Source organism: Billgrantia pellis, assembly GCF_008297955.1.
Taxonomy (GTDB): domain Bacteria; phylum Pseudomonadota; class Gammaproteobacteria; order Pseudomonadales; family Halomonadaceae; genus Halomonas; species Halomonas pellis.
Genome location: NZ_VTPY01000006.1, coordinates 1 through 23,277, shown reverse-complemented (window position 1 = coordinate 23,277; position 23,277 = coordinate 1). Strand labels below are relative to the sequence as shown.

Genomic DNA, 23,277 nt, shown 5'->3' with positions numbered 1-23,277 from the left:
CGGCCTGTCGTAGAGGGTTGGAATGAACCTCGCGACGCGCCGACGCGTGGATATCGCCATCATTGGTGGCGGGTTGGTGGGGGCGAGCCTGGCCTGCGCTCTGGCTCCGCTGATCTCACGCCATACGCTCACGGTAGCCGTGATCGAGGCCGCACCGCTGCCCGAGCTCGCCGAGGCCCCATGGCAGCCGAGCTTCGATGCGCGTTCCAGTGCCATCGCCCAGGGATCGGCGGAACGCTTCCGTGGCATGGGGGTATGGCAGGCCATGGCGGAGCAGGCCGCCGCCATCGAACATATCCATGTCAGCGAGCGGGGCCGGCTGGGCGTAACCCGGCTGACGGCCGCGGAGCTTGGCCAGCCGGCATTGGGTTACGTCGTTCCCAATGCCTGGATGGGGCGGGTGTTGCATCGGCGCCTAGCCGATCTTCCGCTGGCCTGGCACTGCCCCGCCAGCGTGGAAGCCATCGTGCCCGAGGCGCAGGGTTATCGACTTTCCCTTTCCGACGGCTGTACGCTGCATGCGGGATTGACGGTGCTGGCCGACGGTGGGTGTTCGGGGCTCAAGGAGCAGTTGGGGATCGCCAGCGACGCCGTGCCCTACGACCAGGTGGCGCTGATCGCCAATGTCGAAATAAGCCGGCCCCACGCGGGTATCGCCTACGAGCGCTTCACCCGCGAAGGCCCTATCGCCCTGCTGCCGCTACCCGGGCAGCAGATGGCATTGATCTGGACTCATCCGGCGGGGCGCGAGGCACCGCGGCTAGCGCTCAGTGACGGCGATTTCCTGGCCGAGCTGCAGCGCGCCTTCGGCGATCGTGCCGGGCGCTTCCGCCGTGTCGGCATTCGCCATGCTTACCCGCTGACCCTGGTCACTGCACGCGAGGCCATTCGTCCCGGCCTGGCGGTACTGGGCAATGCCGCTCATTCGCTGCATCCCGTGGCGGGGCAGGGCTTCAACCTGGCGCTGCGCGGCGTCACCGATCTGGTGGCCTCGCTGGAACAGGCGCTGGCTCAGGGCGAGTCGCCCGGCGGCATGCTGGTGCTACGCGATTTCGAGGCACGGCGCATCGTCGACCGACATCAGGTGATTCGCTTCAGCGATGGGCTCGTACGGCTGTTCGGCGTCGACAGCGGCATGCTGGCTCATGCGCGCGCCGCGGGGCTGGTCGGGCTCAATCTGCTGGGGCCTTTGCGGCGGGGTCTGGCGCGTCGGGCCATGGGGCTGGAGCGCTGATGATTCGCTACATGACACGGCCGGCAATCGGCGAAGCGCACCCGATATACCGGGGCGCAAAGGAGACGGGATGAAGGACGAGTCAAGTCAGGCGCTGACGCCTTTCGAAGTCATCGTGGTCGGCGGCGGCATGGTGGGCGCGACGCTGGCGGCACTGTTGGGCCAGGCGGGCGTCAGCGTGGCGCTGCTCGATGCACGCCCGGCCCCGTTGGTGGCCGAGCGGGTCGGGCGAGGAGCGCCGGCGGTGCGCGTCAGTGCGTTGACGCCGGTTTCACAGCGGTTGCTGGAAGGACTCGGCGCCTGGCACTGGATGCAGGCGCGGCGCGTGACGCCCTACCACTTCATGCAGGTCTGGGACAGCGAAGGTAGCGGCGAGGTGGGATTCTCCGCCGAGCAAGCCGGTGTGTCGATGCTGGGCCATATCGTCGAGAACGACGTGGTGTTGGCAGCCGTGGAGACGCGCCTGGCCGAGCTGCCCAGCGTCCGCCAGTGGTTCGGCGCCAGGGTGACGGGGCTGCAGAAATCGCCGGACGGGTGCGCAGTGACGCTGGAGGATGGTCGCCGCCTGGTGGCGCCGCTGGTGGTGGCAGCCGACGGCGCGCGTTCGCCGCTGCGCGAACTGGCCGGCATCGAGGTACGTGAGCGGGATACCGGTCACGTGGCCGTGGTCACGACGGTGCGCACCGGCCGGCCGCACGGCGGCGTGGCGCGCCAGGTCTTCTTGACGTCGGGACCGCTGGCCTTCCTGCCACTGACGGTGGACGACGACAAGCGATACTGCTCGATCGTCTGGTCCACCTCGCCCCAGGAGGCCACGCGGTTGGCGGCGCTTCCCCCCGAGGCGCTTGCGGGCGAACTGGAAGCCGCCTTCGAGTCTCGCCTGGGGGCGGTGAAGGTGATCGACCCGGCGTTGGCGGTGCCGCTGACCCAGCGACACGCGGAGCGCTACGTTCGCTCGGGCTTCGCCCTGGTAGGCGATGCAGCGCACAGCATTCACCCGCTGGCAGGTCAGGGGGTGAACCTAGGCCTGATGGACGTGGCGGTGCTGGCCGAGGAACTGCTTGCCGCGCGGCGGCGCGGCGTTCCGCTGGGCGAGCCCCGGCTGCTGGAGCGTTATGCGCGCCGGCGGCGCGGCGACAACGCGGCGATGTTGGCGCTGATGGACGGCTTCCGGCTGCTGTTCGGTACCCGTCATCCGGCGCTCACCCTGCTGCGCAACCTGGGGCTATCCGGCGTTGACCGGCTCATGCCGGTCAAGCGGCTGATCATGCAGCAGGCGATCGGCCAGCGCGGAACGCTGCCGGCTTCCTGTCGCTGAGCGGCGTTTCTAGCGCTCGCGTCGCTCCAGGACATTGAGCGCCTTGAGTAGGTTGAGCGCTTCACCGAGCTGGTAATCCTCACGCAGTTGGGAGGGCATCTCGCTCGTCGTACGCGGCTCGCTGCTCGATTGCAGATGGCCTTCCAGGTCGGCCTCGCGCAACTGGCGACTGCCTTCGGTCACCTCGATGCGGCCGCGTACCACGGTGACGTCGGGTTCGATGCCCAATGCCTGGATCGAGCGCCCGTTGGGCGTGTAGTAGAGGGCAGTGGTCAACTTGAGACCTTCGCCGTTGCCCAGCGGCATCACCTGCTGCACCGAACCCTTGCCGAAGCTGCCGGTGCCCATGATGATCCCCCGCCGCTGGTCCTGCAGCGCACCGGCCACGATTTCCGCGGCCGAGGCGCTGCCGCCGTTAATCAGCACTACCAGCGGTACGTCGGGGGCGGCCGTCTCGCGACTGGCGGAGAAACGCATCTCGGTATCCGGCAGGCGACCCTCGGTATAGACCACCAACCCGCCCTCGAGGAAGGCATCGGCGACGGCGACGGCAGATTGCAACACGCCGCCGGGATTGTTGCGCAGATCGAGGATCAGTCCCTGGAGCGGTCCGTCACGTTCCATGCGGCGGATCGCATCGTTGACTTGATCACCCGTGCGATTCTGGAACTGACTGACGCGTAGGTAGCCGTAACCCGTTTCCAGCAGCTCGCTGCGCACGCTTTCGGTGCGGATGACCTCGCGGGTCAGGGTGACCTCGATGGGGGCGTCTTCGCCGCGGCGCTGAAGGGTCAGCTGTATCTCGCTACCCGGCTCGCCGCGCATCAGGGTGACCGCCTCCTGCAGCGAGAGTCGCTCGGTGGGGATATCGTCGATCCCCAGGATGACGTCGCGCGCCTGCACTCCGGCACGTGCCGCCGGGGTATCGTCGATCGGCGTGATGACGGTCAGACGGCCCTCTTCGAGGCCGACTTCGATACCGATGCCGCCGAACTCTCCCTCGGTGGACTCCCGCAGGCTCTGGAACTCCTCGTTGTCAAGGTAGGCGGAGTGGGGATCGAGTTCGCTGAGCATGCCGCGCATGGCGTTGCGCAGCAGAGTGCTGTCGTCGACTTCCTTCACGTAGGCCCGCTTGATGCGCTCGAACACCTCGGCGAAGGTCTGGATGTCCTCCAGCGGCAGCTCGTCCACCGTCGGCTCGGCCTGCGCCTGGGTCGGGGGGGCGACGAGGGGCAGGGCCAGCAGCGCCATCGGCAGCAGCGTCGCCAACAGGCGTCGTGGTGCGGACAGTGGGCGGGCAGGGCGTGAAGGCATGCGAACTCCGCAGTTTCGAGGCGAGGCTGTCCAGCATATCCCGTGGTCCGGGGCTTGTGAAATCCCTCTCATGATCATCTCCGTGCGATCCAGGCCTGGGGGTCGATGGGGTCGCCGTTGCGGCGCACCTCGAAATAGAGTGCCGGCGTCGTGTGGCCTCCGCTCATGCCCACCGTGCCGATGGCATCGCCGCGCGAGACGGCCTGACCGACGTCGGCGCTGAAATGCTGCAGGTGAGCATACAGGGTCATGACGTTGTCACCATGGTCGAGAATCAGCAGGTTGCCGAAGCCTCGCATCCAGTCGGCAAATACCACGCGTCCGGCATGTACCGCCGTGACCGGCGTGCCTTCGCGCGCCTCGATCAGCATGCCGTTGCGGTGCACGCCATCGTCGTGACGGTAGCCCGAGGCGACATTGCCCTGTACCGGCCAGGGCAGGTCGCCCCGAGTGCGCTCGATGGCGGTGGAGGGCGGGGGCCGTTCCAACCGGGCCAGCTCCTCGCGAACCCGTTCCAGGACACGCTCCGCCTCCTGTCGGTCCTGGCTCAGGCGAGCCAAGCGCGTCTGCTCGTCACTGTAACGTCGATCCAGATCGGCCAACAGCGTCTCTCGCTCGCGCATCCGCTCGGCCAGCTCGGCGCTGCGTCGGGCCAGTTCGTCGGCCAGCTCGTCGAGGCGCGCACTGCGAGCCAACTGCTCGCGACGGTTTTCGGCCAGCTCGGCGTCGAGCCGGGCGATCTCGTCGAGCCGCTCGTTGCGCGCCCTGGCCAGGCGATTGAGATACGTCTGCAGCCGATCGAGGCGGGCCGGATCGTCCTGGTTGAGCAGCAGCTTGAGCTGCGGCGTGAGGCCCAGGCGGTAGAGGGCACCCAACTGAACGTTGAGCGCCTCGACCTGTTCGGTGCGTTCGTCCTGCAGCGTGTCGCGTGAGGTCTCCAGCGCGTCGATCTCAGCAGCGGTATCGCGTCGGTCGGCCTGGATCTCATCCAGCCGGCGGTGGGTGTCGGCCAGGGCGGTTTCCACTTCGCGCAGTTCACGGCTGGCTTCGCCCTGGGCTTCACGAGTGTCGCCGAGGCGACGATTGACCGCCTGGATCTCGCTACCGATGGCATCGAGGCGCTCTCGGGCTTCCCGCTCGCTGGGCTCGGCGAACGCGCGGGAAGGGCTGAGTCCGAGCGTGACGCTCCCCAGCAGCGCGATGAGAACCAGCAGCGTGGCTCCCGGGACGGGATGGTGCCGGCCTCGGTTCATGGCAAGTCGGTTCCGTGACCCGTCATGCCGGTTCGATCAGCACCCTGCCGGTCATCTCCTCGGGAATCGGCTGTTCCATCATGGTCAGCAGGGTCGGCGCGATATCGCACAGGCGACCGTCGTCGAGCAGCTTCACGGAGCGGGGGCCGACGTAGATCAGCGGCACTTCGAAGGTGGTATGGGCGGTTTGGGCCACACCGGTGTCGGGGTTGACCATCTGCTCGGCGTTGCCGTGGTCGGCGGTAACCAGGCAGGCGCCGCCGGCGCGCTCGATTGCCTCTACCACGCGGCCGACGCAGGCGTCCACCGCCTCGATCGCCTTGACCGCGGCGTCGAAGTCACCGGTATGGCCGACCATGTCGCCGTTGGCGTAGTTGCACACGATCAGGTCGTACCGGCCCGAGTCGATCGCCTCCACCAGGCGGTCGGTCACTTCGACGGCGCTCATTTCCGGTTTTTCGTCGTAGGTCTTGACGTCCTGGGGCGAGGGCACCAGCACGCGGGTCTCTCCCTCGAATTCGGCCTCGCGGCCGCCAGAGAAGAAGAAGGTGACGTGGGCGTACTTCTCCGTCTCGGCGACACGCAGCTGGGTCAGGCCGCGGCTCTCCATTACTTCGCCCAAGGTATTGTGCAGGTCGGCCGGTGGGAAGGCGGCCGGGGCGGAAATGTCCGCGGCGTACCGGGTCAGGGTGACCAGGCTGCCACCGGCCAGCGCCGGACGGGCGCGGCGCTCGAAGCCGTCGAAATCGTCCTCAACGAAGGCGCGGGTCAACTCGCGGGCGCGGTCGGCGCGGAAGTTCATGAAAATAACGGCGTCGCCGTCGGCAATGGTCGCGGGGCCGTGCTCGGCCTGGATAACGGTGGCCGAGACGAATTCGTCGTTCTCGTCGCGAGCGTAGGCGTCACGCAGCCCTTGTTCGGCGCTGGTGACCTCGAATTCGCCGACCCCCTCGGTGAGCAATCGGTAGGCCTTCTCGACGCGATCCCAGCGATTGTCGCGGTCCATGGCGAAATAGCGGCCGACGATCGAGGCGACGAAGCCGTTGTCGGCGCCTACCAATTCGGCGAGTCGGGCGTTGGTGCGCTCGATGGAAGCCAGGGCGCTGCGCGGCGGCATGTCGCGGCCGTCGAGGAAGCCGTGCACGTAGATGCGCTGGGCGCCGCGACGGGCGGCCAGCTCGGCCATGGCCAGGATGTGATCCTCGTGACTATGCACGCCGCCCGGCGACAGCAGGCCAAGCAAGTGCACGGCGCGTCCGGCGGTCACTGCGGCGTCGATGGCGTCGGTCAGCGCAGCGATGGTGTCCAGATCGCCGTCCTCGATCGCTTTGGAAATGCGGGTGAGTTCCTGGTACACCACACGGCCTGCGCCCAGGTTCATATGACCGACCTCGGAGTTGCCCATCTGACCCTCCGGCAGTCCCACGTACCTGCCGTCGGTATGCAGCAGCGCATGAGGGCGCTCCTGCCATAGGCGATCCATGTTCGGCGTGCGTGCCGCGGCCACGGCATTGTCGGTGGGGTCGGGATTGTGGCCGTAGCCATCGAGAATGATCAAAGCGACGGGGCGTGGGGGGGTCTCGGTCGTCATCGGGGAGTGGGCCTCGCATACGTTATCGGCGCGACCTGGAACCGTCCGGGAGCCTGTCCGCGCCGGGCGTGACAGAACCGGGGCGACGGGGGTCGCGACTTGAGTCGGCTTGCGGCATCATAGCGCACGGTGCGGGCAAGCGTCATGGCCAAGCGGGGCGTCGGCGAGTCCATGCCGCAGGTGCCATGGCTTGGTGTATAATCTCCGCCTTCCGGGTCGCCCAGATCCGTTCAGCGACATTTCCGATGTCCGAGACAGGACATTCCCGATAAAGAGTGTGCCGGACCCATGATCGATCAGCTGTTCGAATTCGTTCAGAATCACCCACTCCTGGTGGGCGCCTTCCTGCTGGTGCTGACCGCCTGGATCGCTTACGAAGTGCGTAACAGCGCCTCCAGTGGCGTGACCTCCAGCCAGGCCACCCAGCTGATCAACCGCGAGGATGCCGTGGTCATCGATACCCGCGAGGCGGGGGACTTCAAGGCCGGGCATATCGCCGGCGCACGCAACATCCCTCAGAGCCGCATCGATGATCGCCTCGGGGAGCTGGAGAAAACCAAGGACAAGCCGATCATCGTGGTCTGCAAGAGCGGGCAGACGTCCGGCCTCACCGTGGCCAAGCTGGTCAAGGCCGGCTTCTCCCGTGTTTACAAGCTCAAGGGCGGCATGATGCAGTGGCAGGCCGACGGCTTGCCGATGGTCAAGAAATAGCCAATACACAAGACGCAAAAGGATCTTCCCATGGCCGAAGAGAACAGCCAGAACGCCGCCGGCGGCAGCCAGGCCGCCGATCAGCAGAACCGGCAGCAGCTTCAGTTCGCCGTTCAGCGCATCTACGTCAAGGACATCTCCTTCGAGGCGCCGAACTCGCCTGCCGTGTTCCAGCAGCCGTTCAAACCCAAGGTTGGCCTTGACCTGAACACCTCCAGCAAAAAGGTCGGCGAGGAACTCTACGAAGTCGCGCTCAAGGTCACCGCGCAGGTTCGCCACAGCGAGGAGGGCACCACCTCCTTCCTGGCCGAGATCGAGCAGGCCGGCCTGTTCCGCATCAGCGGCATCGAAGGGGCACAGCTCGAACACACGCTGGGGGCTTTCTGCCCCAACATGCTGTTTCCCTATGCTCGCGAATGTATCGACAATCTGGTCAATCGCGGCGGTTTCCCGCCCCTGATGCTGGCGCCGGTCAATTTCGAGGCGATCTACGCCCAGAAGAAGAAGCGTCAGGCCGAGCAGGCCCAGCAACAGGGCGAGCAGCCAGCGCAGTAGGTTTGTCCGCCATGGCAACGAACCCGCGCATCCACGTCGCCGCCGACTTCATTGTCGGCGGCGACGTTGTTCTGCCCGAGGGCCCTGCACGCCATGTGGCGCGCGTGCTGCGCCTGGGCGAAGGTGCGCCGGTAAGGCTCTTCGACGGTGTCGGCCACGAAGCCCTCGCGGTAATCGTCGAGGCGAGCCGCAAGCGCGTAGTGGCGCGCATCGAGGCCGTCGAGGCGGGCCGTGGCGAATCGCCGCTGGCGGTGCACCTGGGCCAGGCGATCTCCAAGGGCGACCGCATGGACTATGCCATCCAGAAGGCCGTCGAGCTCGGTGTTGCCGCCATCACGCCGCTCTACACCGAGCACGGCGATGTGCGACTCAAGGGCGAGCGCGAGGCGAAGAAGCTTGCCCACTGGCAAGCCGTGGCCGCCAGTGCTTGCGAGCAGTGCGGCCGTGCCACCGTTCCTCCCGTTCATCCACCGCAGCCTCTCGATGCCTGGCTCAGCGACCGAGTCGAATCGCTGCGCCTCGTGCTCCATCCCGGTACGGCAGGGGCTCTCGAACAAAACGGCGCTCCCGCCTCCGTGGCGCTGCTGATCGGCCCCGAAGGGGGGCTCTCCGTCAGCGAAATCGCGGCCGCCACGGCCGCCGGCTTCGTACCTCTCTCCCTCGGCCCGCGAATCCTGCGCACCGAGACCGCCCCCGTGGTGGCGCTGTCACTGCTGCAGTATCGCTTCGGCGATCTGGGCTGAACGTCAAGCCGTCCATGGCAGCATTCGTCAAGGCTAATTTTCGCTCCCTCTAGACTTTCGTCTATTTTTCCAGGCGTCGCCTTGCAGGCGTGGAAGCCCTTCATTAACTTGTACGTTGTATGATGTATGACGATTAGTGGCGGTCATTCTGACAGTGCATCGGCCGCAGCGGGTCCTTGGCCAGCGGTGCGTGCCAATCCAAGAGGAAGCGTTCGTGAAATTTTCCAGAGCAGCAGTGGTAGATGCCGTGGGGGATGGGCTGTTGTCGTTCCCCATCACCGACTTCGATGATAATGGCCGCTTCGATGCCGACAGCTATCGCCGTCGTCTGGAGTGGTTCGTCAGCCATGACATTTCCGCCGTGTTCGTGGCCGGCGGCACGGGGGAGTTTTTCAATCTCTCGCTCGATGAGTACCGTGACGTCGTGGGCGTGGCCGTGGAGACGGTTGGCGGCAAGTTGCCGGTGATCGCCAGCGCCGGACTGAGCGTAGAGACTGGCAGGGCCTATGCCAAGGCCGCCGAGGACGCGGGGGCCGACGGCATCCTGCTGATGCCGCCTTACCTGACCGAATGCCCGCAGGAGGGGCTCGTCGAGTATGCCCGCCGGATCTGCGACGCCACCGAGCTCAACGTCATCTACTACAACCGCGGCAACGGCATCCTCAACGCCGATTCGGTCCAGGCGCTGGCCGATTCCTGCCCCAATCTGATCGGCCTGAAGGATGGCAAGGGCGACATCCAGCTGCTCAACAAGATCATCAAGACGGTAGGAGATCGCTTGGTCTATGTCGGTGGCGTGCCGACTGCGGAGATCTTCGCCGAGGCCTACCTCTCCATCGGGGTGAACACCTATTCCTCCGCCGTGTTCAACTTCGTACCGGACATGGCGGTCAGGTTCTACAAGGAACTGCGCAAGGGCAATCGTGAGGTGGTGAAGCAAATCACCAACGACTTCTTCATTCCCTTCGTCGATCTCAGGGACCGAAAAGCGGGGTATGCCGTCAGCCTGATCAAGGCGGGTGCCGAGATCATCGGCCGCCCGGCCGGCAGCGTCCGGGCGCCGCTGACCATGCCCTCCATCGAGGAGCGCCAGCAGCTCGCGACGCTGGTAGAGAAGGCCAGGCAACTATAAACCAACAACGAAGCTGATGAGGTGAAGCATGCCAGTATTCAAGAAGACTATCGTAGGACTGGGGTCGGCCGTCCTGATGACGTCGCTGTCCTACGGGATCGGCGCCGCCCAGGCCCAGGAGGGCCAGCTGCGGGGCAACGTACGGGTCGTGATCGGCTCCACCTCGACCGGTGGCGACACCTACCAGAACTCGAGCATCGTGGTGGACCAGCTGGCCGAGAAGCTCGATATCAACATGAAGGTCGACGCCGTGGGCGCGAGTTCGGCATTCCGTACCCTGGACCGCGATGCCCGCGGCAACACGCTGATGATCTTCCACGACCAGTCCTACCTGGGCCACCTGTATGGCGTGGAGGGCTATGCCGACATCTTCGAGAAGTACACCATCGGGCCGACCGTCGCCATCAACCCGGGCAATGCCTACCTGGTGCCCAAGGATTCGCCCTACGAGACCCTCGACGACATCATCGCGGCAGTGGGCGAGGGCGAGACCGTGCGCGTGGCGATCCAGCCGGGCGGTGTCTCCGAGATCGGCTTCAGCGCCCTGAAGAATGCCATCGCCATCGAGCATCCGGGGCAGGAAGACAACCTGGTGGCGGTCAATACCGGCTCCCAGTCGGACAAGAACCAACTGCTCTTCGATGATCAGGTCGATCTGATCAACGGCTCCGTGCAGGCCAACGAACAGTACACCCGCCTGCCGGAAGACGATCAGAAGGCCATGCGCTTCGTCTGGCTGACGGCCCGCCAGGAGACCATCCAGCAGGCGCCGGAGGAGGGGCTCGGTCAGACCACCCGCGAGCAGCTGCTGGAATTCGTCGAGCCCAACGTGCACGTGACCATGGGCGACGACGAGACCTTCACCTTCGATAAGGAGTTCTTCTTCCTTTACAACAAGGAGATGGATCCGGGCATCGTCGAGCAGATCGACGAGGCGCTCGCCGAGATCTTCGAGGAGGGCGAGATCCAGGAAATCCAGAAGAGCGCCTTCTTCATCCCCAACTTCCGTCCGTCGGGCGAAGCGTCGGAGTACCTGGAAGAGAAGCGGTCTCGCTACGAGGAAATCATCGAAAACATCCAGTAAATCAGTGCCAGGGTGTCGACGAATTCGCTGTCGGCACCCGGTCCGGACAACGCAACGCCAGAACAACGATAGGCAGGTCGACCTGTCTCTAACGGAGCGGCTATGGAATCAGGTCTGTCAGATCTGCTCAGTGTCTCGATCGATTTCGGGACTTCTCATCTGTTCTTCCCGACCCTGATCACCTGGATCATGGCCGTACTGTTCGTCCTGGTGGTCGTGACCCAGGTCGTCCCCTTCCTGGCTGCTGTCAGGCGCGGTGAGCGCGCGCTGCCCATCCTGGGCGAATCCATGGATAGCCTGCGTTTCTTCGGTACGCTCGCGCTGATCGTGGCCTATTTCCACCTGATGACGGTGGTGGGGGACATGTTCCCTTATACGGGTTACGGGTTTCTGTTCGTCTCGATACCTTTCGTCTTTCTCATGTCGCTTCTGTATCTGCATGAATGGACCAGGAAAGCACTGGTCATCGTGACACTCACTGCCTTCGCTGCGCCCAGCCTGGCTTGGCTCATCCTGGCCAAGCTGTTCCAGATCACCCTGCCGTGACCGAAGCGAGTGCCACCATGGAAATCCTTTCACTTCTCGATGTGACCTTCTTCCTCCTGACCGCGCTGGGCGCCCTGGTCGGGATCGTGTTCGGTGCCATTCCCGGCATGACCGCCACCATGGCGGTGGCGGTGTGCCTGCCGCTGACCTATGCGCTGGGCCTGAACCATGGCCTGGCCCTGTTGCTCGGCCTGTACGTGGGCGGCATCTCGGGCGGTATGGTACCGGCAGTGCTGCTCAACATTCCCGGCACCCCCTCGTCGATCACCACGACGTTCGATGGCTATCCCATGGCGCGCAGGGGTGAGGGGGAGCGGGCCCTGAAGATCAGCGTGGTCGCTTCCCTGGTGGGCGGCTTGATCAGTGCCGCCGTGCTGTTCCTGTTCGCTCCGCTGCTGGCCGACTTCTCCATCAAGTTCTCCTATATCGAGAAGTTCCTGATCATCCTGCTGGCCCTGACGGTCATCGCCTCCCTGTCCCACAACATGCTGGTGGGCATCTTCAGCGGTGTGATCGGTATCTGGCTGAGCCTGATCGGGGACTACAGCATCTCGGACGGCGGCAACGGCAAGACCCGTCTGATCTTCGATTTCATGGAGCCCTACCTGTTCGAAGGCTTCTCCCTGCTGCCCGTGCTGATCGGCATCTTCGGCATTTCCACCATTCTTCTCGAAGCCGAGAAGGGGGTGAAGAGCGACCTGAGCGACGAGCGGGTGAAAATCGGCAAGGGAGCGGGCGCCACCTTCTCGCTGGCCCTCTTTAAGGGGCGCCTGACCAACCTGGTGCGCTCCTCCTTCATCGGTACCTTCGTCGGCATGCTGCCGGGGGTCGGTGGCAGCGCCGCCTCGGTGCTGGCCTATACCCAGGAAAAGAACCTGGCGCGCGACTCTTCGCAGATGGGCAAGGGCGCGCCCCAAGGGCTCATCGCCTCCGAATCGGCCAACAACGCGCTGACCGGCGGAGCCCTGATCCCGCTGCTGTCGCTGGGCATTCCCGGCGATTCCACCACCGCCGTGCTGATCGGTGCCTTTACCCTCCAGGGTATCCAGGTGGGGCCGCTGTTCATCCCCGAGAACGCCGAGACCTGGTACGTCATGATGGCGGCGCTGATTTTCGCCAACGTCGTGATGTTCTTCCTGATGTTCTACGCCATCAAGACCATCGCCAAGGTAGTGATGGTGCCGAAGCACATCCTGTTCCCGATCATCGTCATGATGTGCGTGGTGGGGGCCTACGCCATCAACTACGGCATCATGTTCGATGTCTGGACACTGCTGATCTTCGGCGTGCTGGGCTATCTGATTCAGAAGGTCGGCCTGGAGGTGGCGCCGCTGATCATCGGCTTCATCCTGGGCAGCCAGGCGGAGGTCTACTTCGTCAAGAGTCTCGAATCGGCCGGAACCCTGACGATCTTCTTCACCAAGAGCCCCATCGCGGTGGTGTTGTGGCTGCTGATTCTGGCCTCGGTGGCGTTCTCGATCACGATGAGCCTGAAGAATCGCGCCAAGCATCGTCATGAACTGCTCGGCTGATCAATGACCCAGGCATAGCGAAGAGGAACCCTATGCGCGCTTTCGAAGGCAAGATCATCAAGGTCCACCCCGACGACAACGTCGCCATCGTCGTCGAGGCAGGGGGCCTCGTTGAAGGCCAGGCGCTGGGCGACGGGCTGGTTGCGGCCGGCCGGATCCCGCAGGGCCACAAGCTGGCCCTGCGGGATATCGACATCGACGCTCCCATCGTGCGCTACGGCGAGGTCATCGGTAACGCCGTGGCCGCCATCGCCCGGGGCGAGCATGTCGACGAGGCCCGGGTGCGGCTGCCCGAGGCGCCGGCGCTGGACGACCTGCCGCTGGCCACGCGGCCGGCCCCGGACGTGGAACCGCTCGAGGGCTTCACCTTCGAGGGTTACCGCAACCCGGACGGCAGCGTAGGCACCAAGAACGTGCTGGGGATCACCACCAGCGTGCAGTGCGTGGCCGGCACGGTGGATTACGTGGTGGCGCGCATCAAGCGCGAACTGCTGCCGCGCTATCCCAACGTCGACGACGTGGTGGGGCTCAACCACACCTACGGCTGCGGGGTGGCGATCAACGCACCGGCCGCCATCGTGCCGATCCGCACCCTCAAGAACATCGCCTTGAACCCCAACTTCGGTAACGAGGTAATGGTCATCGGCCTGGGCTGCGAGAAGCTCCAACCCTCCACGCTGGTCGACGACCGCCCCGTCAGGAATTACACGAACACCGAAGCGGCAGACCCCGACGCCAACGTGCTGAGCTTGCAGGACGACGCCTTCCACGGCTTCGGCGAGATGGTCGAGGGCATCATGGCCATGGCCGAGCGCCACCTGGAGCGGCTGAATCGCCGCCGTCGCGAGACCTGCCCGGCCTCCGACCTGGTGGTGGGCATGCAGTGCGGCGGCAGCGACGCCTTCTCGGGCGTTACCGCGAACCCCGCCGTGGGCTTCGCCACTGACTTGATCGTGCGCGCCGGGGGCAGCGTGATGTTCTCCGAGGTCACCGAGGTGCGCGATGCCATCCATCTGCTGACGCCCCGGACAATAGACGAACAGGTGGGCCGGGCGCTCATCGAGCAGATGGCGTGGTACGACGACTATCTCTCCCAGGGGCAGGCCGATCGCAGCGCCAACCCTTCCCCCGGCAACAAGAAAGGGGGCCTATCGAACGTCGTCGAGAAGGCGCTGGGATCGATCATCAAGTCCGGCAGCTCGCCCATCGTCGACGTCATCGGTCCCGGCGAGCGGCTGCGTCGCAAGGGGCTGACCTTCGCCGCCACGCCGGCCAGCGATTTCATCTGCGGCACCTTGCAGCTGGCGGCCGGTATGAACCTGCAGGTGTTCACCACCGGACGCGGCACACCCTATGGCCTGTCGATGGTGCCGGTGCTCAAGGTCTCCAGCAACTCGACGCTGGGCCGGCGCTGGCACGATCTGATTGACCTCGACGCGGGTCGCATCGCCACCGGCGATGCCAGCATCGAGGCGGTGGGCTGGGAACTCTTCCGGCTCATTCTCGATGTGGCGAGCGGACGCCGGCAGGCCGCGGCCGACCGGCTGGGTATCCACAACGATCTGGCGCTTTTCAATCCGGCCCCCGTGACGTGATGCACAGACCGGGCCCCAATCCAGACTCACAGGTAGAACGTCTCATGTTTCCCAAGATCAAGAAGTTGCGCATCGTCCCGGTTGCCGGCTACGACGGTTTCCTGTTGAACCTCAGTGGTGGCCATGCGCCCTGGTTCATTCGCTGCGTGGTCATCCTGGAGGACGATGCAGGTCACCAGGGCGTCGGTGAGATCCCGTCCAGCGCCGGCATCCTCAAGGGGCTCGAGCAGTGCCGCTCGCTGGTCGAGGGATCGCGCGTCAACGACATCAAGCAGACCCTCAACCAGGCGCGCCTGCTGCTGGCCAGGAACGGGCGAGAGGAGCGCGGTCGTCAGACCTTCGATCTGCGCGTGGCGGTGCATGTCATCACCGGTATCGAGTCGGCCCTGTACGACCTCTATGGCCAGGCGGTACAGCGGCCGGTGGCCGACTTGCTGGGCCAGTACGGGCGTCAGCGCGACGAGGTCGAGGCGCTGGGCTACCTGTTCCTGCTGGGCGATCCGGCCAAGACCGACCTGCCCTATCCCCGGCCCGAGAACCCCAGCGACGAGTGGGACGAGGTGCGCTGCCGCGAGGCGCTGACCCCGGAGGCGGTCGCCAACCTGGCCAAGGCGGCCTATGCGCGCTACGGCTTCAAGGACTTCAAGCTCAAGGGCGGCGTGCTGCGTGGCGAGGAAGAGGCCGACTGCATTCGCGCCCTTCACGAAGCCTTCCCCGAGGCGCGCTTGACGCTCGACCCCAACGGCGCCTGGACGCTCGACGAGGCGGTGCGGGTGCTGGAGCCGATCAAGCACCTGCTGAGCTATGCTGAGGATCCCTGCGGCCAGGAAGAGAGCTACTCGGGGCGCGAAACCATGGCCGAGTTCAAGAAGCGTACTGGCCTGCCCACCGCGACCAACATGATCGCGACGGACTTCAAGCAGCTGCAGTACGCCGTGCAGCTCAACGCCGTGGACATCCCGTTGGCGGATTGCCACTTCTGGACCATGCAGGGCGCCGTCAAGGTGGGGGAGCTGTGCAATGAGTGGGGCATGACCTGGGGCTCGCACAGCAATAACCACTTCGATGTTTCGCTGGCGATGATGACCCATGTGGCCGCGGCCTGCCCCGGCGAGATCACCGCCATCGACACCCACTGGATCTGGCAGGACGGCCAGCGCATCACCAAGGAGCCGTTCCGCATCCGCGACGGCAAGCTGGCGGTGCCCGGAACGCCCGGCCTGGGTATCGAGCTCGACGAAGACAAGCTGATGGAGGCCCATCGCCTCTATCAAGGACTCGACGTGACGCAGCGCAACGACGCCATGGCGATGCAGTACCTGATTCCCGGCTGGGAGTTCGATCCGAAGAAACCGGCGCTGGTGCGCTGAGCCTTGCTGGCACCTTTCAGTTGCGATCGCCATGGCGGCAAGCCGCGTAGCGTTCCGCTTGTACTTTAGTCGAGTTCGACCATGGGCTGGCTTGCAAGCCTGGAGGCGGGCGATTAGCTTGTATGTTGTATGATGTATTATAAAAAGAAAGCTTTCTACAAAGCTTCACGGAGAGAACCGGTAAGGCGCGTCGACCAAGAGGAATGATCGTGACGTTTTCCAGAGCCGCCGTGATGAAGGCCGCTTCGATGCCGACAGCTATCCACCAACGACTTCTTCATTCCCTTCGTCGATCTCAGGGACCGAAAAGCGGGGTATGCCGTCAGCCTGATCAAGGCGGGTGCCGAAATCATTGGCCGCCCGGCCGGAAGCGTACGAGCGCCTCTGGTCATGCCCACCCTGGAAGAGCGGAACCGATTGGAGGTTCACCAACCACAACACCAAGAACAATTCAGAGGAGTGCGTCGTGAAAAACATGAATACAACGACCAAGACGATGAGTGCTGTTGCCGTATCCGTATCCGCCACCGTGATGGCGTTGTCGCTGCCGGCCCAGGCCGAGGATTGGCGCGGCTGGAACATCCACCCGCCGGGCTACCCCAATACCGAGGCGCTGGAAGCCTTTGCCGAGAACGTGACCGAGCGCACCGAGGGGCGGCTCACGGTACAGGTCTATAACAACGGCGTACTCGGTGATCAGCCCGATGCCATCGAGCAGACCCGTAACGGCGCGCTGGATTTCGCCAACTTCAACATGGGGCCGATGGGCCCCATCGTGAAGGAAACCAACGTGCTCTCCTTGCCCTTCATCTTCAGCAGCGTCGAGCACATGCATGAGGTGATGGACGGCGAGATCGGTCAACAATTCGCCGACGCCCTGGCGGAAAAGAACCTGGTCGCCCTTTCCTGGTTCGATTCAGGTGCGCGCAGTCTCTACAACACCGAACGCCCCGTGCACACGCCCGAGGACGTGCAGGGCCTGAAGATCCGGGTCATGAACAACGACCTGTACGTCGAGATGATCGAGGCCCTCGGCGGCAATGCCACTCCGATGGCCTACGGCGAGGTCTATCAGGCGCTCAAGACCGGGGTGCTCGATGGAGCGGAGAACAACTATCCCTCGTTCGAGTCCAGCAACCACTACGAGGCCGCCGATTACTACTCTCTCACGGAACACCTGATCATTCCCGAGTGCCTGTGCATCGCCAAGGCAAGCTGGGAAGCGCTCTCGCCCAAAGATCAGAAGATCGTGCGCGAGGAGGCCGTCAAGGCGTCCGAGCTGCAGCGACAGCTGTGGGTCGAGGGTTCTCAGGAGAGCCGGCAGATCGTGCTGGATGCCGGTATCGAGATCAACGAAGTGGAGGACAAGGCGGCCTTCCAGGAGAAGATGGAACCCGTCTATGCGGCTTTCATCGAGGAGAATCCTGACCTCGAGAGCCTGATCGACGCCATCCGGAACTCAAACTGAGCTTCGCCGTGACGTCCCCCTCGGCGCCAGGCGCGCCGAGGGGGAAGGAGGCTGACGCCTTGAGAACCTATGCTGACCACGAGGTCGCTGTGAATCCTCCCCAGCTGCGAAAGCGGACAAGCCGGATACTGGACGCCATCGCCAATCTCTGCCTGGCGGTGGCGGGCGTACTGTTGGTCTTCCTTATCGCCATCTTCGGCTGGCTGGTGTTCGGCCGCTACGTGCTGAACAACACGCCAACCTGGGTCGAGCAGGCTTCCCTGCTGCTCGTCGTCTACGTCACCTGCCTGGGGGCGGCGGCCGGCGTCAGAGGAAACACCCACTTGAGCATCGACTTCGTGCGCGAGGGGATGCCCGAGCCCTTCAGGACGATCTTCCGCTATATCGCCGATCTCTTCATCGTGACCTTCGGCGCCTTCATGGCGTACCAGGGCTGGGGCCTGGTCATGACCAACCTTGAGCGGGCGATTCCCATGATCCGTCTCTCCGAGAGCTGGCGTGCCGCGCCACTGGTGATCTGCGGTGGACTGATCGTGTTCTTCGCCGTGGCCAATATCGTGTCGCGACTCTCCGGCAACGACTCTGACGAGGGCAACTGACCATGGGCCTTGCCATTCTGTTCGGACTCTTCTTTCTCGGCCTGCTGGCAGGCGCGCCCGTGGCCTTCGCCGTGGGGCTGGCTGCCGTCGCGACCTTCCTCTACGAGGGGCTGCCGCTGTTCGTCGCTTTCCAGCGCATTCTGTCGGGCATTTCGGTCTTCTCGCTACTGGCCATCCCGTTCTTCATCTTTGCCGGCGAACTGATGCTGCATGGCGGTATTTCCACCCGCCTGGTGCGTCTGGCGTCGGCTGCGGTGGGCAAGGTGCGGGGTGGCCTGGGTATCGTCAACGTCACCTCCTCGATGCTCTTCGGCGGCATTTCGGGTTCCGCCGTGGCCGATACGTCGGCGCTCGGCTCGATCCTCGTGCCGGTCATGAAGGAGAAGGGCTACGACGCCGATTATGCCGTGAACGTCACGGTGACCTCATCGGTCGCCGGGGTGGTGATACCGCCGAGCCACAACATGATCCTCTATGCCGTGGCGGCCGGCGGCGGTATCTCGGTCACCCAGCTGTTCATCGCCGGCATCGTGCCGGGGATTCTGATGTGTCTGACCCTGGCCGTGGCGGCCTACCTGGTGGCGGTGAAGCGTGGCTACCAGGGCGAGACCTTCCCCGGCTGGAATGTGCTGGTCATCAGCCTTGCCGCGGCCCTGCCGGGCCTATTGACCGCCGTGATCATTGTCGGCGGGGTGCTGTCGGGCGTTCTCACCGTGACCGAATCCGGGGCCTTTGGCGCCATCTACGCCATCGTGGTCACTGCGCTGGTCTACCGTGAGCTGCGTTGGGCGTCGTTCAAGGCGGCGGTGCTGCAGTCGGTGAAAACCACGGCGCTGGTCATGATCCTGGTCGGCTGCGCCTCGGCGTTCTCCTACCTGCTGGCGCTGTACAACGTGCCGCAGCTGCTGACCGAGGTGCTGATGGCGCTTTCCGATAATCCCATCGTCATCTTCCTGCTGCTCAACCTGCTGCTGCTGGGGCTCGGCATGATCATGGACATGGCGGCGCTGATCCTGATCTGCACGCCGATCTTCCTGCCGGTGGCCATGCAGTTCGGCATGGACCCGATCCAGTTCGGCATCATCATGATGATGAATCTGGGCCTCGGCCTGTGCACGCCGCCGGTGGGGGCCTGCCTGTTCGTCGGCTGCGTGATCGGCAAGATCAAGATCGAGCAGGCCGTGCGTACCATCTGGCCATTCTACCTGGCGCTGTTCGTCGCCCTGATGCTGGTGACCTACGTGCCGGCCGTCTCGCTGTCGCTGCCTGCGCTGTTCCGCTGAGCATCCAACGACCGAACCGTACAACGGACTCCCTGTATGAAGATTGCAGCCGTACATACTCATATCCTCGACCATGCGCTGGAGACCGCTTTCGAAAGCGCCTCCATGCACTTCACCCGGCGCCAGCACTGCCTGGTCGAGGTCATCTGCGACGACGGCACCACGGGCTGGGGCGAGTGCCTGGGCCCGGCCAAGCCCAACGCCGCCGTCGTGCGGGCCTATGCCGCCGCCCTGGTCGGCCAGGACCCGCTGCAGACCGAGAAGGTCTGGCTCGATCTCTACAATCGGCTGCGTGACCAGGGCCAGCGCGGCCTGACCGTCACTGCCCTGAGCGGCATCGACATCGCCCTGTGGGACATCAAGGGCAAGCATTTCGGGGTGCCGGTCGCGACCCTGCTCGGCGGCCGCTTCCGCGACAGCGTGCAGGCCTATGCCACCGGTTCGTTCCGCCGGGAGGGCGTGGATCGTGTCGAGGACATCGCGCGGGAAGTGGCGGGATACCGCCGCGAGGGTTTCCATGCGGTGAAGATCAAGATCGGCTTCGACGTCGAGGAGGACCTGCGCGTCATCGAGGCGGTGCGCGAATCGATCGGGCCCGACATGCGCCTGATGATCGACGCCAATCACGGCTACGACACCCTCGAAGCCGTCGAGGTGGGCCGCAGGGCAGCGAAGTTCGGCATCGACTGGTTCGAGGAGCCGGTATTGCCCGAGCACGTCTCGGCCTATCGCGCGGTGCGCGCCGACCAGCCGATCCCCGTCGCCGGGGGCGAGACCTGGCACGGCCGCTATGCCATGCAGGAGCCACTCGCCACCCGCGCCGTGGATATTCTCCAGCCCGACATCTGCGGTGTCGGCGGTTTCAGCGAGATTCGCCGCGTGGCCGACATGGCCGCGCTGCACGGCGTACGCCTGGTGCCGCATGTGTGGGGCACCGCCGTATGCCTGGCCGCCAGCCTGCAATTCATGGCGGCGCTGCCACCCAGCCCGCCGCGGCGCAGCCCGATCGAGCCGATTCTCGAGTTCGACCGCACCGTCAACCCCTTCCGCCAAGCGGTAGTGACCACGCCCATCGAGCACGACCGGGGCGTGGTGACGATTCCCGATGGGCCCGGGCTCGGCATCGAGATCGACCGCGAGACGCTCAGCCGTTTCGCCCTCAAGGAGGCATGACGACGTGACAGCGATACCTGCCAATACCCGGCCGCTGGAAGGGCCGGCGCCGCGGCTCGGAACACCGCCGGGCGCCACCGACTGCCACATTCATCTCTACCTGCCCGGCTTCGAGGCCCAGCCCGGCGGGCCCGGTATCGCCGAGCTGGCGACGCCGGAGGATTACGCCCGCGTGCAGGCGCGCCTGGGGCTGGAGCGGGTGGTAATCACCCAGCCGAACGCCTATCAGCTCGACAACGGCGCTCTGCTCGAGGCGCTGACCCAACTGGGAACGACGTCTGCCCGCGGTGTGGCGGCGGTGTCACCGCAAACGCCTGCCGAAGCGTTGCGCGCCTGGCATGAGAAGGGCGTGCGCGGGGCGCGGATCATGAACCTGCCTGGCGGTGCGGTGACCCATGCCAGCATGCTCGAGGTCGAGCGCCGGATTCGTCCGCTGGGCTGGCATCTGATGGTGCAGTTCAACGGCCAGCAGCTGGACGATTATCTCGAAGGCCTGCAGCGCATCGAGGGCGAGTACATCATCGATCACATCGGCAAGTTCATGCCGCCGGTGGCGGCAGACGATCGCCGTGTCGACGACATCCTGCGGCTGCTCGACCGCGGCAATGCCTGGTTCAAGGTCTGCGCCGGCTACGAGGCGAGCCTGACCGGCGGGCCGCGCTACGAGGACGTGGGAGTGATCGCCCGCCGGGTCATCGGCCATGCCCCCGAGCGGGTGATCTGGGGCTCGAACTGGCCTCACGTCGGCGTGCCGCGCGAGCAGTACCCGGACGATGCCGAACAGCTCGACGTGCTGCTCGAGTGGGCCGGTCCCGAGGATCGCCGTCGCATCCTGGTCGACAACCCCGCCGCCCTGTACGGCTTCTGACCCTTATCCGATGAGAGGAGGAAATGCATGATAGATCGTCTTTTGGTAACGGGTGCCGCCGGCGGCATGGGCCGCATCATCCGTCCGTACCTGGCGCAGCTGGCCCGTACGGTGCGCTTGTCGGACATTGCCGATCTCGGCGAGGCGGCCGACCACGAGGAGCTCATGGCGTGCGACCTCGCCGATGCCGAAGCCGTCAATGCGCTGGTCCAGGGCTGCGATGCCATCGTGCACCTGGGTGGCGTCTCGCTGGAGAAACCCTGGGCGAGCCTGCTGCAGGCCAACATCGTGGGTACCTACAATCTGTACGAGGCGGTGCGTCGGCACGGCAAGCCGCGGGTGATCTTCGCCAGTTCCAACCACACCACCGGATACTACGAGCGCACGCAGCGGATCGATGCCGACGTGCCGCGTCGGCCCGACTCGCTCTATGGCGTGACCAAGTGCTTCGGCGAGGACCTGGCGTGTCTGTATCATGACAAGTTCGGCGTCGAGACCCTCAGCGTGCGCATCGGCTGGTGCCACCCCAAGCCGACCGATACGCGCAAGCTGGCGATCTGGCTGAGCGCCGAGGACTTCGTCGCTCTGGTGCAGCGTGCCATCGTCACGCCGCGCCTGGCCTATACCGTGGTCTACGGCTTCTCGAACAACGCCGAACGCTGGTGGGACAACAGCAAGGCCGCCTTCCTCGGCTGGGTGCCGAAGGACAGCTCGGAGCCGTGGCGCGAAGAGATGGAAGCGCTCGATGCCAATCTCGACCCCAAGGATCCGGCGGTCATCTACCAGGGTGGACCGTTTGCCACCTCCGGGCACCCCGACGACTGATGACGGCCCGGTGGCGAGATACTCCTCAACGACGGCGACCCATGACCGATGGATGGTGACATGACAGGCAAAAGCGTTTTCAAGACTGACTCGAAGCCGCTGAAAGTCCATAAGCTTTCACGTCAGGGAAGCCTGTCCCTGCATGTCGCCGACCAGCTCGAGGCGCTGATCGTCAATGGCAATATCAATGTGGGCGAAAAGCTGCCGACCGAGAACGGGCTGTGCGATGCCTTCGGCGTCAGCCGCACGGTGATCCGTGAGGCCATCACCCATCTCAAGTCGTTGGGGCTGGTCGAGACGCGCCGCGGCGTCGGCACCACCGTGCTGCGTTCGACCACGGTCGAGGCGATGCCGGCCGAGCGCATCAGTCCGACCACCGTCGAGGACATCCTCCACGTGCTCGAGCTGCGGCTACATCTCGAGCCGGCGGCGGCAGCGCTGGCTGCCGAGCGGCACGACGCCGAGGATCGTCGCATCCTCGAGGAGAAGCACGCCGCCTTCATCGCAGCGCGAGCGGCAAAGTCCCAGGCGCGTGAAGAGGATTACGGGTTTCACTATGTCATCGCCGCCGCCACCAAGAACCCCTTCTTCCAGGTCTTCTACGAACAGCTGAGCCAGAGCGTGATTCCCCGCGCCAAGCTGATGAGCATCGAAATCAACACCGCGGCCACGGACAAGTACCTCGCCCGAGTGGAGGAGGAGCATACCTACGTGCTCGAGGCGATCCTGGCCCGTGACCCCGAAGCGGCGCGCGAAATGATGTTCCAGCATCTCAACCGCGCGCGGACCATGTACGCCAAGTACCAGGAAGCCTGAAAAGTACCAGTAAGCCTGAATCGATGGCTTCCGTTCTCATTCATGTCGGACACTCAGGAGCGACCATGTCCCTGCTAGGCAAGATGCTGATCGGCCGCGACGCCGTTAGCGGCAGTTCCCAGCCCATCCACGCCGTCAACCCCGCCACCGGCGAGACCCTCGAGCCCACCTACGTGGGCGGTGGCAAGGCCGAGGTCGAGCGTGCCTGCGAACTCGCCGAGGCGGCCTTCGCCACCTACCGCGAAACGTCGCTCGAAGAGCGCGCCG

At 65.0% G+C, this 23,277-nt stretch carries 22 protein-coding genes and 1 pseudogene; 20 read left to right on the top strand and 3 right to left on the bottom strand.

What is annotated here, in order from left to right:
* Window positions 1-22: 22 nt before the first annotated feature.
* Together ubiH and F0A17_RS15580 are read left to right on the top strand one after the other, a co-directional pair.
* Entirely contained in the window at window positions 23-1,234 is a 1,212-nt protein-coding gene (gene ubiH, locus F0A17_RS15585; RefSeq protein WP_149329283.1) for a 2-octaprenyl-6-methoxyphenyl hydroxylase, read from the top strand.
* A gap of 70 nt (window positions 1,235-1,304) precedes the next feature.
* A complete protein-coding gene (locus tag F0A17_RS15580) occupies window positions 1,305-2,552 on the top strand; it encodes a UbiH/UbiF/VisC/COQ6 family ubiquinone biosynthesis hydroxylase (RefSeq protein ID WP_149329282.1) in 1,248 nt (415 codons plus the stop codon).
* A 9-nt stretch (window positions 2,553-2,561) separates the two neighbouring features.
* On the opposite strand, the gene F0A17_RS15575 is transcribed toward F0A17_RS15580, so the two are convergent.
* The 3 genes from F0A17_RS15575 to gpmI all read right to left on the bottom strand — a co-directional run bounded on the left by F0A17_RS15575 (window position 2,562) and on the right by gpmI (window position 6,710).
* Entirely contained in the window at window positions 2,562-3,866 is a 1,305-nt protein-coding gene (locus F0A17_RS15575; protein ID WP_149329281.1) for a S41 family peptidase, read from the bottom strand.
* 74 nt (window positions 3,867-3,940) lie between these two features.
* On the bottom strand, window positions 3,941-5,119 hold the full coding sequence (locus F0A17_RS15570) for a murein hydrolase activator EnvC family protein (RefSeq protein ID WP_149329280.1): 1,179 nt from the start codon (window positions 5,117-5,119) through the stop codon (window positions 3,941-3,943).
* Window positions 5,120-5,141: 22 nt separating this feature from the next.
* Window positions 5,142-6,710, bottom strand: a complete 1,569-nt coding sequence (gene gpmI / locus F0A17_RS15565) for a 2,3-bisphosphoglycerate-independent phosphoglycerate mutase (RefSeq protein WP_149329279.1) — start codon at window positions 6,708-6,710, stop codon at window positions 5,142-5,144.
* A 288-nt stretch (window positions 6,711-6,998) separates the two neighbouring features.
* Between gpmI and F0A17_RS15560 the strand changes: the two genes are divergently transcribed.
* The 18 genes and pseudogenes from F0A17_RS15560 to F0A17_RS15475 form a co-directional block, all read left to right on the top strand.
* The gene (locus F0A17_RS15560) at window positions 6,999-7,421 is read left to right on the top strand and encodes a rhodanese-like domain-containing protein (protein WP_149329278.1); all 423 of its coding nucleotides are present in this window, start codon (window positions 6,999-7,001) and stop codon (window positions 7,419-7,421) included.
* 30 nt (window positions 7,422-7,451) lie between these two features.
* Window positions 7,452-7,976 carry a protein-export chaperone SecB gene (secB, locus tag F0A17_RS15555; RefSeq protein ID WP_104205441.1) on the top strand — a complete coding sequence of 175 codons (525 nt, stop codon included), beginning with the start codon at window positions 7,452-7,454 and terminating at the stop codon, window positions 7,974-7,976.
* Between the two features lie 11 nt (window positions 7,977-7,987).
* Window positions 7,988-8,719, top strand: coding sequence for a 16S rRNA (uracil(1498)-N(3))-methyltransferase (locus tag F0A17_RS15550; RefSeq protein WP_149329277.1), 732 nt, complete (start codon window positions 7,988-7,990; stop codon window positions 8,717-8,719).
* 214 nt (window positions 8,720-8,933) lie between these two features.
* Window positions 8,934-9,851, top strand: coding sequence for a 5-dehydro-4-deoxyglucarate dehydratase (gene kdgD / locus F0A17_RS15545; protein WP_149329276.1), 918 nt, complete (start codon window positions 8,934-8,936; stop codon window positions 9,849-9,851).
* A 28-nt stretch (window positions 9,852-9,879) separates the two neighbouring features.
* Window positions 9,880-10,935 (top strand): type 2 periplasmic-binding domain-containing protein, encoded by a 1,056-nt coding sequence (locus tag F0A17_RS15540; RefSeq protein WP_149329275.1) that lies wholly within the window; start codon window positions 9,880-9,882, stop codon window positions 10,933-10,935.
* 102 nt (window positions 10,936-11,037) lie between these two features.
* Window positions 11,038-11,481: a tripartite tricarboxylate transporter gene (locus F0A17_RS15535; protein ID WP_149329274.1), complete on the top strand. Its 444-nt coding sequence runs from the start codon at window positions 11,038-11,040 to the stop codon at window positions 11,479-11,481.
* Window positions 11,482-11,498: 17 nt separating this feature from the next.
* Window positions 11,499-13,013, top strand: a complete 1,515-nt coding sequence (locus F0A17_RS15530; protein ID WP_149329273.1) for a tripartite tricarboxylate transporter permease — start codon at window positions 11,499-11,501, stop codon at window positions 13,011-13,013.
* A 32-nt stretch (window positions 13,014-13,045) separates the two neighbouring features.
* On the top strand, window positions 13,046-14,608 hold the full coding sequence (gene garD, locus F0A17_RS15525) for a galactarate dehydratase (RefSeq protein WP_149329272.1): 1,563 nt from the start codon (window positions 13,046-13,048) through the stop codon (window positions 14,606-14,608).
* A gap of 44 nt (window positions 14,609-14,652) precedes the next feature.
* The gene (locus F0A17_RS15520) at window positions 14,653-15,978 is read left to right on the top strand and encodes an enolase C-terminal domain-like protein (protein ID WP_149329271.1); all 1,326 of its coding nucleotides are present in this window, start codon (window positions 14,653-14,655) and stop codon (window positions 15,976-15,978) included.
* Window positions 15,979-16,242: 264 nt separating this feature from the next.
* Window positions 16,243-16,401: pseudogene (locus tag F0A17_RS20825) on the top strand (5-dehydro-4-deoxyglucarate dehydratase); the annotation flags it as partial.
* Window positions 16,402-16,453: 52 nt separating this feature from the next.
* Window positions 16,454-17,446: a TRAP transporter substrate-binding protein gene (locus tag F0A17_RS15510; RefSeq protein WP_149329270.1), complete on the top strand. Its 993-nt coding sequence runs from the start codon at window positions 16,454-16,456 to the stop codon at window positions 17,444-17,446.
* Between the two features lie 89 nt (window positions 17,447-17,535).
* Entirely contained in the window at window positions 17,536-18,045 is a 510-nt protein-coding gene (locus F0A17_RS15505) for a TRAP transporter small permease (RefSeq protein ID WP_228716934.1), read from the top strand.
* A 2-nt stretch (window positions 18,046-18,047) separates the two neighbouring features.
* Entirely contained in the window at window positions 18,048-19,328 is a 1,281-nt protein-coding gene (locus F0A17_RS15500; protein WP_149329268.1) for a TRAP transporter large permease, read from the top strand.
* A gap of 36 nt (window positions 19,329-19,364) precedes the next feature.
* The gene (locus tag F0A17_RS15495) at window positions 19,365-20,501 is read left to right on the top strand and encodes a mandelate racemase/muconate lactonizing enzyme family protein (protein ID WP_149329267.1); all 1,137 of its coding nucleotides are present in this window, start codon (window positions 19,365-19,367) and stop codon (window positions 20,499-20,501) included.
* 4 nt (window positions 20,502-20,505) lie between these two features.
* Window positions 20,506-21,369, top strand: a complete 864-nt coding sequence (locus F0A17_RS15490) for an amidohydrolase family protein (RefSeq protein WP_149329266.1) — start codon at window positions 20,506-20,508, stop codon at window positions 21,367-21,369.
* A 27-nt stretch (window positions 21,370-21,396) separates the two neighbouring features.
* Window positions 21,397-22,194 carry an NAD-dependent epimerase/dehydratase family protein gene (locus tag F0A17_RS15485; RefSeq protein ID WP_149329265.1) on the top strand — a complete coding sequence of 266 codons (798 nt, stop codon included), beginning with the start codon at window positions 21,397-21,399 and terminating at the stop codon, window positions 22,192-22,194.
* 60 nt (window positions 22,195-22,254) lie between these two features.
* The gene (locus tag F0A17_RS15480) at window positions 22,255-23,010 is read left to right on the top strand and encodes a FadR/GntR family transcriptional regulator (protein ID WP_228716933.1); all 756 of its coding nucleotides are present in this window, start codon (window positions 22,255-22,257) and stop codon (window positions 23,008-23,010) included.
* Window positions 23,011-23,075: 65 nt separating this feature from the next.
* Window positions 23,076-23,277: aldehyde dehydrogenase family protein (locus F0A17_RS15475; RefSeq protein WP_223111559.1), on the top strand; the 202-nt coding region annotated here is incomplete at its 3' end.

What these genes read in the sequence shown, in the direction of transcription:
- ubiH (WP_149329283.1), top strand. Translation starts at nt 23, where the DNA reads ATGAACCTCGCGACGCGCCGACGCGTGGATATCGCCATCATTGGTGGC.
- F0A17_RS15580 (WP_149329282.1), top strand. Translation starts at nt 1,305, where the DNA reads ATGAAGGACGAGTCAAGTCAGGCGCTGACGCCTTTCGAAGTCATCGTG.
- F0A17_RS15575 (WP_149329281.1), bottom strand. Translation starts at nt 3,866, where the DNA reads ATGCCTTCACGCCCTGCCCGCCCACTGTCCGCACCACGACGCCTGTTG.
- F0A17_RS15570 (WP_149329280.1), bottom strand. Translation starts at nt 5,119, where the DNA reads ATGAACCGAGGCCGGCACCATCCCGTCCCGGGAGCCACGCTGCTGGTT.
- gpmI (WP_149329279.1), bottom strand. Translation starts at nt 6,710, where the DNA reads ATGACGACCGAGACCCCCCCACGCCCCGTCGCTTTGATCATTCTCGAT.
- F0A17_RS15560 (WP_149329278.1), top strand. Translation starts at nt 6,999, where the DNA reads ATGATCGATCAGCTGTTCGAATTCGTTCAGAATCACCCACTCCTGGTG.
- secB (WP_104205441.1), top strand. Translation starts at nt 7,452, where the DNA reads ATGGCCGAAGAGAACAGCCAGAACGCCGCCGGCGGCAGCCAGGCCGCC.
- F0A17_RS15550 (WP_149329277.1), top strand. Translation starts at nt 7,988, where the DNA reads ATGGCAACGAACCCGCGCATCCACGTCGCCGCCGACTTCATTGTCGGC.
- F0A17_RS15540 (WP_149329275.1), top strand. Translation starts at nt 9,880, where the DNA reads ATGCCAGTATTCAAGAAGACTATCGTAGGACTGGGGTCGGCCGTCCTG.
- F0A17_RS15535 (WP_149329274.1), top strand. Translation starts at nt 11,038, where the DNA reads ATGGAATCAGGTCTGTCAGATCTGCTCAGTGTCTCGATCGATTTCGGG.
- F0A17_RS15530 (WP_149329273.1), top strand. Translation starts at nt 11,499, where the DNA reads ATGGAAATCCTTTCACTTCTCGATGTGACCTTCTTCCTCCTGACCGCG.
- garD (WP_149329272.1), top strand. Translation starts at nt 13,046, where the DNA reads ATGCGCGCTTTCGAAGGCAAGATCATCAAGGTCCACCCCGACGACAAC.
- F0A17_RS15520 (WP_149329271.1), top strand. Translation starts at nt 14,653, where the DNA reads ATGTTTCCCAAGATCAAGAAGTTGCGCATCGTCCCGGTTGCCGGCTAC.
- F0A17_RS15510 (WP_149329270.1), top strand. Translation starts at nt 16,454, where the DNA reads ATGAATACAACGACCAAGACGATGAGTGCTGTTGCCGTATCCGTATCC.
- F0A17_RS15500 (WP_149329268.1), top strand. Translation starts at nt 18,048, where the DNA reads ATGGGCCTTGCCATTCTGTTCGGACTCTTCTTTCTCGGCCTGCTGGCA.
- F0A17_RS15495 (WP_149329267.1), top strand. Translation starts at nt 19,365, where the DNA reads ATGAAGATTGCAGCCGTACATACTCATATCCTCGACCATGCGCTGGAG.
- F0A17_RS15485 (WP_149329265.1), top strand. Translation starts at nt 21,397, where the DNA reads ATGATAGATCGTCTTTTGGTAACGGGTGCCGCCGGCGGCATGGGCCGC.
- F0A17_RS15480 (WP_228716933.1), top strand. Translation starts at nt 22,255, where the DNA reads ATGACAGGCAAAAGCGTTTTCAAGACTGACTCGAAGCCGCTGAAAGTC.